10 protein-coding genes are annotated in these 13,074 nt (G+C 37.2%); 1 reads left to right on the top strand and 9 read right to left on the bottom strand.

From position 1 onward, the window contains the following. The 6 genes from EGI26_RS01200 to mce all read right to left on the bottom strand — a co-directional run bounded on the left by EGI26_RS01200 (position 1) and on the right by mce (position 6,801). Positions 1-2,385 (bottom strand): DUF5686 family protein, encoded by a 2,385-nt coding sequence (locus EGI26_RS01200; protein WP_255075791.1) that lies wholly within the window; start codon positions 2,383-2,385, stop codon positions 1-3. A 69-nt stretch (positions 2,386-2,454) separates the two neighbouring features. Further along, on the bottom strand, positions 2,455-3,489 hold the full coding sequence (locus EGI26_RS01195) for a glycosyltransferase (protein ID WP_255075790.1): 1,035 nt from the start codon (positions 3,487-3,489) through the stop codon (positions 2,455-2,457). Positions 3,490-3,491: 2 nt separating this feature from the next. Beyond that, positions 3,492-4,370: a glycosyltransferase family 2 protein gene (locus EGI26_RS01190; protein ID WP_255075789.1), complete on the bottom strand. Its 879-nt coding sequence runs from the start codon at positions 4,368-4,370 to the stop codon at positions 3,492-3,494. A gap of 129 nt (positions 4,371-4,499) precedes the next feature. Then, positions 4,500-5,237 (bottom strand): FkbM family methyltransferase, encoded by a 738-nt coding sequence (locus EGI26_RS01185; protein WP_255075787.1) that lies wholly within the window; start codon positions 5,235-5,237, stop codon positions 4,500-4,502. Then, positions 5,234-6,316, bottom strand: coding sequence for a glycoside hydrolase family 99-like domain-containing protein (locus tag EGI26_RS01180; protein WP_255075786.1), 1,083 nt, complete (start codon positions 6,314-6,316; stop codon positions 5,234-5,236). The genes EGI26_RS01185 and EGI26_RS01180 overlap by 4 nt, the downstream gene beginning before the upstream one ends. 77 nt (positions 6,317-6,393) lie before the next feature. Beyond that, entirely contained in the window at positions 6,394-6,801 is a 408-nt protein-coding gene (mce, locus tag EGI26_RS01175) for a methylmalonyl-CoA epimerase (protein ID WP_255075784.1), read from the bottom strand. Positions 6,802-6,903: 102 nt separating this feature from the next. Here mce and mutS point away from each other — a divergent pair, with 102 nt between their 5' ends. After that, positions 6,904-9,534, top strand: a complete 2,631-nt coding sequence (gene mutS, locus EGI26_RS01170) for a DNA mismatch repair protein MutS (protein ID WP_255075783.1) — start codon at positions 6,904-6,906, stop codon at positions 9,532-9,534. Positions 9,535-9,567: 33 nt separating this feature from the next. Here the strand turns inward: mutS and EGI26_RS01165 are convergent, their stop codons facing one another. From EGI26_RS01165 to EGI26_RS01155, 3 genes are all read right to left on the bottom strand, one after another. Continuing rightward, positions 9,568-9,732, bottom strand: coding sequence for a hypothetical protein (locus EGI26_RS01165; RefSeq protein WP_255075782.1), 165 nt, complete (start codon positions 9,730-9,732; stop codon positions 9,568-9,570). 72 nt (positions 9,733-9,804) lie between these two features. After that, positions 9,805-11,730, bottom strand: coding sequence for a M1 family aminopeptidase (locus EGI26_RS01160; RefSeq protein ID WP_255075781.1), 1,926 nt, complete (start codon positions 11,728-11,730; stop codon positions 9,805-9,807). Positions 11,731-11,900: 170 nt separating this feature from the next. Beyond that, a complete protein-coding gene (locus tag EGI26_RS01155; protein WP_255075780.1) occupies positions 11,901-12,539 on the bottom strand; it encodes a response regulator transcription factor in 639 nt (212 codons plus the stop codon). Between the last annotated feature and the right edge of the window lie 535 nt (positions 12,540-13,074).

Below are 13,074 nucleotides of genomic sequence, written 5' to 3'. Positions count from 1 at the left end.
TTAGAATAAAACAGGTATGATAAATGGTCTAATTCCAAATCTGCTCGGGCCAAATCTCTCAGGAGAATAATCGTAGACCATATTTACTCCCAAACCGATTCTGAAACCTCTAATCTTAACTTTTAAGATATTTCTTATACTCATCGACACCTCAAAAACTCCTTGATTTATATCTTTCAGAGGTTTGCCATTTACTAATGGAGCCGATTGACTAAGTGTACCGATGGCCATTTTGTTGCCAATCATAAACTCCGGCTGAAACCAAGGGCTCTGTAATCTCCATAAGGTTTTTTCAAAATCATGAAAAATCGATACCGAAACGTAATTATTGTAACCTAGCTCAGCAGTACTGAGCATCTGAAACCCTTCTTTGCTATTGCTTCCCCATATATTTAGAGGTACTGAGAGGTTATTAAACAGATATTGAAAAGGTAATATTCCCCATGCATGTCCCGCCGAAATATTGGTCATAGTTTTACCCACTTTCTTCGTTCTGATTTGATGGCTAACCACAATATTTGCTTTCCAGAAGTTGCTGTGGTAGGTTTTGTTGCTATTAAAATGGCTGACATTGAATCTGATAATTGGGTAGTAGGGATTAGTAACCGTTTCAAAATAACCCGTACGCAGCAATGTTTCTTTACGTGCAAACCTGATACTCAAGCCCGTATGATTATAATCGCTCACAGTGTTTTCGGCCAATTTGTAGCTTACAGGTGCTCGCGTTTCTTTTTCGAAGAATAGTTTTATTTGTGTCCAATTGAATGGTTTAAAATAAGCTGCAAAGCCTATTTTTTTATAATTATCGAGCAGATAATCTCCACTTCCTAAGTTCAAGCCAATCTTTTGAGGTAACACATAGTTTGCAAAAAGTAAAGGGTTTTGTCCTGGTCTTCTCACATCATTACCTCCATAAATTTCGATTTTATTGTAACGGTCTTTGGTTATATGATAGCTTAAAATCCCTTCATATTTTATTTTTTTGTCACCAATGCCATAAGCCCCTCCACCATAAATTCTCCATCTTGGACTTCTCTGAATATCGTTTTGAATGCCAAGTCCCAATCTAATTTTCTCGTGCTGATTATAATCTAACTGATTATAAAGAAGAAAAAATGGGCCTACCATTAAACCATTATTGATGGACGTTTTTGCTATGGCCATGCCTGGTACTATAATTTTTCGAAAAAGCGGTTTCTGATTGAATAAATCAGACTTGCTGTACAGTTGGCGATCTCTTAAAAGTAGCTCAACCGAACGCAATTTATCAAATTCACTTCTCGATATGGTATCTGCTTTTGGTGAAATTATGCGATATGTGCCATCAAAATATACCTCTTTTGACTCAAAAGTCTTTGTGAAATTTGAAAAATAATCTTCTATCGAGAAGGTGAATTTCAAATCCCGCTTTTCTAGTTTGTGTAGATATTCTAAGCTCAAAGCTCTGTAATGGGGATACCACTGGGTGTCATTTTGTTCATATAATTGATGGATTTTAAAGTTTAGAATTTGTAAAGTATCTGCATTTTTTGCAAAAACTTCTTTAATGGCATAGCCGTCTGAACTTATTAAGATTTCTCCAACTAATCCATTAAATGAGACTCCTTTTTTGGGTTTATAGCTTATTTTAAAAATACTATCAGATGAATTTTTAAGGGTATCTATCAAATGAAAATCATATTGAGAAAAGGTTTTTTCATTTATTGGGTTTACATAAAATCTCTGATTTTGTAAGGAACCATTGCTCGAAAGTGCCGTAAGTTGATTTAGGTTTATTTGGATGAGTGGTTCATAAAACCCAAAAGGGTTTATTTGACTATTGGTGAATAGATTGACTGGGTAGTTTTTGGGTAAATTACTAATTGTAAACTTGACAACGTCTTTCTGTTGTTTATTTTTCTGAAAAAAATCTCCCAAATTTTCAACTATCAATAGGCCTCTGTCAGTTTTTGAGATAGAATCTGCCGTACTATTTTGAAAGTATTTTAATATTTCGCCACTCAAACCAATTTTGCAATAGTGGCTGGCCTTGAATTGAGATATTTTGTTTGGATTGTTTCTTTCAGCATGAGCCAGAGTACGCCTGATTATTTCAAAAGCCGGATTTTCTTTGGGTTTTATAGTTATTTCAGCCAGTTGGCTTTCTGTCGGTGACAGTCTAATGACCACAAAAGTTTCGGGGTCAACTCTTATTGTGGTGCTTTCATAGCCCACACAACTAATGCTTAATAATGTGTTTTTGGAAGAAACTGACAAACGAAAATTCCCTAAAGAATCTGAAGTTATGCCAATAGATTTTGATTTGTCCTGAATATTAGCATATTCAATAGGTCTAAAGCTGCTTTTAGATATTATTACGCCCTCAACATATTTTGACTGTGCCAAAGCTAATTTGCACAGTAATATTAAAAATACTAGTAAGTATTTGATCAATATATTCAAAAGACGAGTATTTTATATAAACGAAGGCTTCTGTTGTTGCGTATTTCTTTCTGAAATAAGTCTCAAATATTCAAAACTATTCTGAAATTTTGTTCTTTCTCGCCATATAGTATCACAGAACGCCCGATTTCTTATTCTATATAGTTCTTTCTGCGAAAATGATGGGGCAACTGTAAAATTTAAAGGGTCATTAATCCACAAAGCAACTTTTTTGCCTAAGAAATTAAACCACCATTTTTTTCGTAAGTTGTTTAACAGAGTTTTACTGCCCTTTGATTCCTCGTATAAAATCTTGTAGGGTAAAGTAAAGACATCTGCTTCACCAAAGCCCTCTGTCATTCTAGTTAAGCGATCCCAAGTAATTCGGTGCGAGGCAGTAAAGTGTTTGAATGTAAGTAAGTTAGAATAATATATTTTGTATCCAAGCAGCCTTGTTACATAACACATCTCACTATCGGCACCTGCTGACTGTTTATTTCCAACCCTACCTTGCAAAAAGGGCATCCAATCAAGTTTAAATAAGACGTCATAAACATGTCTTCTCACACAGAGACCCGCTCCCGGTACAATGGCACTATCAGTGATGTCAACGAAATCTCCATCGTAGAGTTTTCCGATGGCAAATGCATGTTGATTTTTAAAAAACCAATTTGGCGGAGTAGATTCAAACTCTCCGGTGCCAGCACAACCAATGAGGCCGATTTCTGGGTTTTCAAAATAGTTATTTATCTTAAATATCCAATCTTCGGCCACCCAGTTGTCGTCATCTACAATGCTCAGAATGCTATATCTTGCGGCCTTTATTCCCCTTTTGCGTGCATGTGCTTCTCCAATATTTTCTTCTGTTAAAATATTAAGAGGAACAATTGGGTTTTCATTCCAGACTTTATCGGCTACAACCGAAGTTTGGTCAGTAGAGTTGTTGTCTACAAGTATTACTTCCCAAGGGATGGCTTCAGTGTTTTTTTGGTTTTGAAGGTGATTAAGCGTAGTGGCAATTACTTTTTCACTATTAAAACAAGCTATTATAACCGAAATTCCTTTCATATTTACTTGCCAAAAAGTTTAAAAAAAGCAAAATATGTCTTTACTTCAAATGGCATTTTTTGCAGAACAGCCTCTTTGTCAACGTTTTCAGAAAGAAAGAGTTTCTTTGTCCAAAATAGCATAGTCTTTCTTTTCTTTGTCCAAGATATTGGATAATTCTTGAATATATTTAACGCAATCTTTATGCCTTCTATAAATTGTAAACCGTCTCTTTCAGACTTAAAAGACACATTGTTTGGATGTCTTCTGAAAAAATTCAAACGTTTGCCGATTCTCTTTACCTGTACGTCAGAAATCAGCTGAACCCAGAAGAGCCAATCTCCGGTATATTTAAATTGCCTAATTTGGGAAAAATTGACTTTTTTTATCAAATCTTTCCTGAAAACTGCAGAGCTTGCATTATAAATGAGGTTTCCAGCGAGAAACTCATTTTGAATCAATTGGTTTCCTTGCCAAAAGTCTTCTTCAGCTTCATGCTCTGGCTCTAGTATTTTATTGCCATTGTCGTCTATCCAAACTGATGGGCAAAACGCAATGCCTACTTTAGGGTCATTATCTAAAACCGTGATGAGTTCTGAAAGAAATCGTTTGTCGGCAATGTCATCACTTTCGGCAATCCAAATATATTCTCCTTGGGCCTTTTGCAGACCTTTTTCCCATTGTATAAATGTTGAGCCTGAGTTTTGGTCGTTAATTACAAACTCTATTATACGCGAATCCGTGAGGAATTTTCTGATGTTTTCGGGGCTTTTGTCTATTGAGGCGTCGTCAAGAATGATGAGTTCAAAGTCTCTAAATTCTTGATTAAGAATACTTTCTATTCGTTCTTCTATGTAGTCTTGGTGGTTGTAGTTTGGAAGTATTACAGTTACTTTTGGCATTAATTCTAATTTTTATACTCCTTGTTTTTATATAAAATCTTGAAATAAGAATTTCAGATTTTTAAATATTTACAAAAATATACAATAATGTTTGATTAAAAAACGAAACCATGGCTACTAAATAAGCATTTACCAGCCTTGGCTACTCCTTAATGGGCTGTTTTCTAACACAAAACAGATGTCTAATTGACCGAGAGCTTTATCCATGGGGCGATTTGCAAAGCCAGCAAAATCGTAAATAACATAACCGTGTTTTACCATAAAATCAATGATTTCATGCAGTAATGGTTGGTTGGGAGAAAACCTAAATAATGAAGCTTCCAATATGAAAATATCTGTTTTGCCTAATATGGCTTTTGCTCCTTTAAGTACTTCAATTTCAAAGCCTTGTACATCAATTTTGCAGATATCTGGAATCGGCATTTTGTTGTTTCCTATCAATGAGTCTACTGTATAAATAGGTACTTTTCTTTGTTTTTTGCCACTCTCTTCTCCTTCGGGAAGCAGAAATGAAGAGCCTGCAAAATCATCCCAAACGCTCAAAGTTAATTCGCCGTTTTCGGCACCTGCTCCGCCCTGAAACCAAGCCCCTTTGTGGTTTTTGAGGAATGTTTCAATGTAGGGCTTCATTTCGTCCTGTGGCTCTATCATGTAGTAGGCGGCTTCTGGAAAAATATCAGAAGTCATTAGACTCCAATCGGCCTTGTGGGCTCCTATGTCTAGTATGTTTTTCACTGAGGCACCTCTGTTTTTGATTCCTTTTAAAAACAGAATCATGTCGCCCGAGATGCTATTTTTGCTCAGTACATGGTAGCCAAATTTGTGGGCTATACGCTGTACAAGGTCTTTTATTTTTTTCGCAATCATTTATAAATGCTTAAAATGTCTCTAGTTTTTTCTAAAAATGCCCGCTTCCATTTTCTATCGGGTTCTAGGTGATTTCCTTCTGCCCATTCGTTCCAGGCGTTGATGAACACAAAGTTCTCTTCTTCTGAATAAACCTCTGCTTTTTCGCATGTGTTTTTAAGCCACTCTGCGTATAATTCAGGAGTGGCATCGGCCATGATGAAGGCGTTGTTTTTTCTTCTGGCACTGTTGTCCCAGCCGGGTACTACACAATGGAAATGCTTGTTTGGCGGGCAAGGTTTTGCCATCATTCGTTTGGTAACTTCTTTAAAATCAATCTTTCTATAAGTTTTTCCCAAAGAAAATTTGTTTTTAATTCTATCCCATAGATTAGGGACTATTTCCAGATTTTTCCAATCTGGCTGCCATTCTATCACCACATCAAAACCCAGGTCTTCGGCGTCTGGTATATAATGCGAGGAGGTTTTTATGCCGCCCAAATAGATGTCTTTGAAACCATGCTCTTTTGCTACATTTCGCCAGATCTGAATAGTTTCCTTCAAGTCAGGAATGATGTGGGCATTGTAAAAAAGGAAGAAAGGCTTTCCATTAACTTTTATATAACGCTCATCTTTGAATTCATGCTCACAGAGGTATTTTGCATGTGCTGCATGGTCTTCGGCATTGTATTTTTGCTCCATCAATACTTCTTGGTCTTGGCCATCCCAGCGTCTCGACCAGTTTTCATTGGCCCAAGCCAACATAAACGGAAAGTCTGGTTTCTGACTTGCAAGTATCTTATTTATAGGAGTTTCTAGGAGTCTTTTGCCATTAAACCAATAGTGGTAAAAACAAAAACCTGATAAATTATGTTCTTCGGCCAAATTGGCTTGGTCGATAAGAGTTTGCAGCAAACGCATGTCATAAAAACCCAAATCTGCAGGCAAGTGCGGCTGATAATGTCCTTTAAAACTTGGTCGTGCTTTGGTCACATTGGTCCATTCTGTAAATCCCTTCCCCCACCATTTGTCGTTTTCTGGGAAAGGATGAAATTGAGGTAAAACTACGGCTAATGCTCTTAATTTTTTCTTTGCTGACACACGAAATAGGTTATGAACTACAAATTCAAAGCACAAATTTAAGATAAATCGACTGATAACCTTTTGATTTGGAACAATTAGACCTTATTTTTTTCTTGGCACAGCTCTATCAGCACGCTATTGGTGGTTTTGGGGTGTAAAAAACACACCAATTTATTATCTGCCCCGTTTTTGGGCTCAGTGTTTAGTAAGGTAAAACCTTCATTTTTCAATCTCTTCATTTCTGACAAAATATCGCTTACTTCAAAGGCAATGTGGTGAATACCCTCGCCTTTTTTTTCTATAAATTTAGCTATTGGGCTTTCGGTATTGGTGGCTTCTAATAATTCTATTTTCGAATCTGCCAATTGAAAAAAAGAGGTTTTTACGCCTTCAGAAGCTACTTCTTCCTCTTTGTAATGCGGTTTGTTAAACAGTTTGCTAAATATTTCATTAGAAGCTTCGAGGTTTTTTACGGCGATACCAATGTGTTCTATTTTTAGCATGTTTTATTATTATTTTCTGGTTTTGAGGTCTATTTCCGAACAAATTTATATAATTTTGAGGTGAGTAAATCTATCTATAAGTATTATATTTTGTAAAGAAACATGGCCAAACCCGCCGCCCCAAAAGAAACTCCACTCTCGAAACAGTACAATCAAATAAAAGTAAAATACCCTGGGGCTATGCTACTCTTCAGGGTGGGTGATTTTTATGAGACTTTTGGTGAAGATGCTATAAAGGCGTCTAAGATATTGGGTATTGTACTCACCCGTAGAAACAATGGTGGGGCTCATGAAGAATTGGCCGGATTTCCGCATCATTCGCTGGATAATTATCTGCCAAAGCTTGTCAGAGCTGGCCAAAGGGTAGCGATTTGTGACCAACTCGAAGACCCGAGCCAAGCCAAAGGTATTGTGAAAAGAGGGGTGACAGAGCTGGTAACTCCTGGGGTTTCTTACAATGATAACGTGCTAGATTTAAAGCACAATAATTATCTGGCTTCGGTACATTTTGCAGCGGATGACTGTATGGGTGTGGCTTTCTTGGATATTTCTACAGGTGAGTTTTTTACTACTGAAGGCTCAGTGGCCTATATTGATAAGCTTATTCAGGGTTTTAGCCCAGCGGAGATATTATATTGCAAAAAACACAAACAGAGGTTTGAGGCTTTATTTGGCGATAAATACAATACTTATACTTTTGACGATTGGGCCTATTCTTTTGATTTTGCTTACAATCTCCTGACTGGGCATTTTAAGACCAACTCACTAAAAGGTTTTGGTATAGAAAACCTCAAAGAGGGTGTCACGGCGGCTGGGGTTATTTTGCAGTATTTGGCTGATACTGAACACCGTGACATCAACCACGTGAGTAGTTTGACCCGATTGGACGAGGAAAAATATGTGTGGTTAGATAGATTTACCATCAGAAACTTGGAGCTTATCTATGCCCAGTTTGAAGGCGGTGTACCCTTAATAGATATTTTGGATTATACCTACACACCCATGGGAGCGAGGCTACTCCGCAAATGGATGGTATTGCCACTTAAAGAAAAGAAACCCATTGAAGAGCGACTGGATACCGTAGAAATGTTTCTGAAAGACGAGGATGTTTTGACAGATTTAAGCCAAGTGCTCAAACCTATCGGTGACTTGGAGCGATTGGTCTCTAAAGTAGCCGTGAGGAGAATAAGCCCGAGAGAATTGGTACAACTCAAAAGGGCATTGCTTCAAATAGAACCTATAAAGGAGCTTTTGGGTAAAAAAACACATGAGAATAAAGTCTTAGAAAAGTACATCAACCAACTGAGTGATTGTAAGTTTTTGATAGAAAAAATAACCAAAGAGTTGCGTGACGATGCCCCCAATTTGAGCAATCAAGGCGGAATGATTTGCACAGGTGTGGACGCGGACTTAGACGAATTGCACAAAATTGCATTTTCAGGTAAAGACTATTTGGTGGATTTGCAAAATAGAGAATCAGTGAGAACTGGCATACCTTCTCTCAAAATTGCCTTCAACAAGGTTTTTGGGTATTATTTGGAGGTGTCCAATGCACATAAAAACAAAGTGCCAGCAGAATGGATTCGTAAACAAACCTTGGTAAATGCCGAAAGGTACATCACGGAGGAACTCAAGATTTATGAAGAAAAGATATTGACGGCAGAGAGTAAGATTTTTGAGATTGAATTCAAGATTTTCAATGATTTGGTTATTACGGCTTCTGAGTTTGTGGCCCAGATTCAACAAAATGCACGGGTAATATCTACTATAGATGCTTTACTTTCTTTTGCCCATGTGGCTAAAAAAAATAAGTATTGCAAGCCTGTGGTTACTGAAAACAAGGCCATTAATATACAGAATGGAAGGCACCCAGTGATAGAGCAGCAACTGCCACTCGGTGAAAGTTATGTGCCAAACGATACGTTTTTAGACGACCAAGACCAACAAATTATCATCATCACTGGGCCCAATATGGCAGGTAAGTCCGCTCTTTTGCGTCAGACAGCTTTGATAGTTTTGATGACTCAAATTGGTTGTTATGTGCCGGCCTCTGCTGCCGAAATCGGCCTGGTAGATAAAATTTTCACTAGAGTAGGAGCAAGCGATAACCTCTCTCGTGGTGAAAGTACATTTATGGTGGAGATGATAGAGACTTCTTCCATTTTAAATAACCTTAGTGATAGAAGTTTGGTCATTATGGATGAAATTGGGCGTGGAACGAGTACTTACGACGGTGTGAGCATTGCCTGGAGTATTGCCGAATATCTGCACAATCACGCCAAGTTTAAACCTTGGACGCTCTTTGCAACCCACTATCATGAACTTAACCAACTGACAGAAGATTTTAAACGCATCAAGAATTTCAATGTTTCGGTAAAAGAGTTGAATGGAAAGGTGGTTTTTCTCCGAAAACTAAAAGAGGGAGGAAGTGAGCACAGCTTTGGTATTCATGTGGCACAGATTGCCGGCATGCCACAATCGGTGGTTTTAAGGGCCAACGAAATCTTGCATCACCTTGAAAAGGACCATATCAAAGAAAAAAATAAGGAGAAGATAAAGGAAGCCCGTATCGACGTACCCCCAAAGAACAACTTTCAGTTGAGCTTTTTTGATCCTGTAGATCCGGTAGGAGAGGAACTGAAAACGAAATTGACGGAATTGGACGTAGATACCATGTCGCCGATAGAGGCTTTGTTGAAACTTAACGAACTGCGAAGGATGTTGGTGAAATAATACAGAATGGGCTTTCTTTGATGAATATTCAGACTACTTGTCTTCTAAAGAGTCATATTCCGAATCTTCATAATCTGAGAAATCAAAATCTTCAGGGCTCAGAATTTCATCTTGGTAATCTGAATAATTGTCAGCACTAAAATTGTATTTGGGTTGGTTTTGCATAATGGCTTTGTAAGCGTATATTTTGTTTTTCATGTCACAAATTTCTGCATATCAGTCCATTCTGGCAATTTTACAGGGTTATTAAATTGTTAAATATGTATTGGTTTAATATTTTATAAAGGTCAAAGTCTTAGATTGATTCTCACCAATTAGGTTCAAAAAGTAAGTGCCAGTTTTCAAATTCCTGATATCAACTTTTGTGGTGTTAGGGGATATTACTTTCACTTTCTGTCCATTCGAGTTTAATATTTCCATACTTTTTAGGCTATTCAGCGGGTGTTTTATTTCAATAAAATCAGTCGCTGGATTTGGAAATATATGAAAGGTTTCAGCTTGAATTTCATTGGAAGTAATTCCGCCCAAGTTTGTCAAATCTTTCATTATAAGATTGTTTGGGTCAAATATTACATTTTTGACAGATTCTTTTAAGTTCAAAACTTCAAAGGATTGAGTAATTTCATTTTGAAAAAAGGTCTGCGTAATTTCCTTGCCAGATTCAAGTATTATCTTAAACTGTATAGGCATTTTAAAAAACGTTGGGCTGGTATTGAGTTTCTGCTGACTTACGTTTATTTTTAGTCTGTCGGCCTGTGTTTGTGCATAATCAAAAGTATATCTCGGATAGGATAGGCCTGATGTCCACTCATCAAAGAAATATTTCAATTCTTGTTTACTTGTTTTTTCTGCAATAATTCTGAAGTCTTGAATACTGGCGGCTTTGTAAGCAAACTCCGATTGCTGGTAATTTTTTAAAGATTTGAAAAACAAAGAGTCACCCAATACACCCCTCAACATGTGTAGCACCACTGCCCCTTTGCCATAAGTAAGTCCATAATTAAATATTAGATTTTCATCCAAAGGGTTAGAAATAAATATGGGTCCTGTGGTTTTTTTTGCTCTGCTCACGTGGTCATTGATGGTCTCCATATAAGCTTCTTTTCCATATTTATGTTCTTGAAATAGTGCCTCAGCATAAGAAGCGAAGGCCTCGTTTACGAATATATCCGACCAAGTTTTGCAGGTGATCTTATCTCCAAACCACTGATGGGCCAATTCGTGAGCTATCAAATCTTCCGAAAAACCTCCCATAGAGCTTACGGTTTGGTGTTCCATGCCGCCTCCAAAGTTGCACATGGCATGGCCGTATTTTTCATCTATAAAAGGATATTCGCCAAACAAATCAGTGAAAAACTTGAGCATGTCCACGGTCTGGTCCAATTGATTTTTTACGGCAGTTGTCAGTATTTCTGGATAGACATAATGCTCCACAGGCATGCTTTTTCCGTTGTTGATAAATGTATTTTGATAGAGCTGGTAGTTAGAACAAGCTATCGAAATCAGATAGTGTGCTATGGGATGTGAGCTTTTCCATTGGTAGGTTTTTGTGCCGTCAGGATGGTTTAATATACCGCTCTGAACGCCGTTTGAGACAGAAACGAAACTTGCGGGTAAAGTTATCCATACCTCCGTGCTATCAATTTTGTCGGAGGGGTCGTCTTTGCAAGGCCACCAGTCCTGTGCTCCGTAAGGTTCGCTCAGTGTCCACACCACTGGTGACTTGGCATTGCCGTGGGTAGCTATACTAAAGCTTCCGAATGCTGAGGTGCGTGGTGTGCCTCGGTAGAATATTTCAAGACTTTGTACTTCATTTGTTTTTAGGGCTTTAGGTAGTATAATGCTTAGCTTATTACTTGCTTGTGCATGGCTTACTTTTTTGTGCTCTATTATTACAGAATCAACCTTCATGTTGGTTTGAAGGTCAAAACTGACATTGCTGATGTCGGCCTTTGCTATAAAAGTAGTGAATACCGAGCCGATAAGGAATCTGTTATTGGGATTGATATTAAGTTTTATACGATGAAAAACAGCATCAATATTGGCATCTCCAGGAAATGCTAGACGAGCTTGTGCTCTAGAGTTTTGGAAGGCCCTGATTTTAGTTGTAGAGCAAGCTTTGCCATTGAACTCTTGGCCAAATCCTGATATTTGGTAAAAAGCGAAGAAACAGAATGCCAATATATATTTTAGCATAAATGAGGTCGGATTTGATTTTTTACAAATATATGGGTCTATTTCAAGAATAGCTTAAATAAATTGATTGGCTTACAGTTACTAGACCTAAAAAAAATAGCCTCGTGATTTCAGTAAAATCAAAAGGCCATTTTATTCTAAAAAAATGTGTTTTAGCAGGAAAGGTTTGGTCATCCGCCTAATTCGGCAAATATTTTTAAAAGTTCTGTCACTTTATTGATTTGTAGCTTATTATAGATGTTTTTGCGGTGAGCTTCTATAGTGTGGAAGCTAATTCCCAAAGAGTTTGCCATGTCTTTAGACGATAGACCGTCTTTGATGAGTATAATAATTTCTAATTCACGACTGCTAAGTTTATACTTTTCTTGGATTTTGTGGTGAATACCATTTTTATTGTAAGTCTTTATGCCTGGGTCATAAAACGAGCCTTCCTTCAAAACGATTCTTATAGCCGCCACCAACAATTCCTTAGGTGACGATTTGAGGATATACCCAGCGGCACCATTTTTATGTGCATAATCAAGATAAACTTGCTCGTTGCTATTGGCCAACATTATTATTTTAATCGACGGAAACTGTTTGTGTGTGAGGTTTAAAAAATCCCAAATGTTTTTTCCCATACCGTTTGCATCTAATAGAATTACCTCAGGCTGAAAAGATTTGATGCTTTCTGATGTGGTGGGATCTTCAGTGTTAAGACCGTCCACTTGGAAGTCTTTATTTTCGGTATTCAGCAAAGATTTCAAAGCATCATTGTATAAAGATTGATTGCTTAAAATCATGATTCTTGTATTAACAGAATCGTACATGACTTGTGATTTAATGACTTTTAAGGAAAATAGAATCTTTATTGAACGGTCGAAAAATCAAAAGTAGATTATTCGGATAATATAAAAAAATATATTTATTATTCGGTATGCTACTCGTTTTTAGGCAATTCGTATTTTAGGAATTTTCTCAAAAATGACATTTAGCTGAAAGCAAAACTGTAGATTTGCTGTTGAGTGACAGAATCGTTTAGAACTACAATAGGTCATGATTTACGATCGTCTGGAAAGCAAACCGAAATTTAGGGACCTAATTGATAATAATGACAGTATTTGTCAGCTGGAGTGGTAGTCCAAGAACCCAGTTATGATTTGTTTTCGTGTCATACCTGACCTCGAATTTGGTGTTGTAATTTGATATTCGCCACCATCAATGCCAGTTCGAGCCTAGTCGAGAACTTGTTGCGATTTGCTTTCGTTCTGGTCGGCGTTCCGATTTGATATTCTGATATTTATGACAACTAAAATATTTTGATTTACATTTGTGTAAGAGTTGTGATTTGCTTTCGTTCTGGTC

This window comes from Lacihabitans sp. CCS-44, from assembly GCF_024343735.1.
Lineage (GTDB): Bacteria > Bacteroidota > Bacteroidia > Cytophagales > Spirosomataceae > Leadbetterella.
The sequence above is the reverse complement of the archived record's forward strand: the minus strand, read 5'-3'. Positions and strand labels throughout refer to the sequence as shown.

Coding starts and splice junctions, on each gene's coding strand:
- EGI26_RS01195 (WP_255075790.1), bottom strand. CDS start 3,489: ATGAAAGGAATTTCGGTTATAATAGCTTGTTTTAATAGTGAAAAAGTA.
- EGI26_RS01190 (WP_255075789.1), bottom strand. CDS start 4,370: ATGCCAAAAGTAACTGTAATACTTCCAAACTACAACCACCAAGACTAC.
- EGI26_RS01185 (WP_255075787.1), bottom strand. CDS start 5,237: ATGATTGCGAAAAAAATAAAAGACCTTGTACAGCGTATAGCCCACAAA.
- mce (WP_255075784.1), bottom strand. CDS start 6,801: ATGCTAAAAATAGAACACATTGGTATCGCCGTAAAAAACCTCGAAGCT.
- mutS (WP_255075783.1), top strand. CDS start 6,904: ATGGCCAAACCCGCCGCCCCAAAAGAAACTCCACTCTCGAAACAGTAC.
- EGI26_RS01165 (WP_255075782.1), bottom strand. CDS start 9,732: ATGAAAAACAAAATATACGCTTACAAAGCCATTATGCAAAACCAACCC.
- EGI26_RS01160 (WP_255075781.1), bottom strand. CDS start 11,730: ATGCTAAAATATATATTGGCATTCTGTTTCTTCGCTTTTTACCAAATA.
- EGI26_RS01155 (WP_255075780.1), bottom strand. CDS start 12,539: ATGTACGATTCTGTTAATACAAGAATCATGATTTTAAGCAATCAATCT.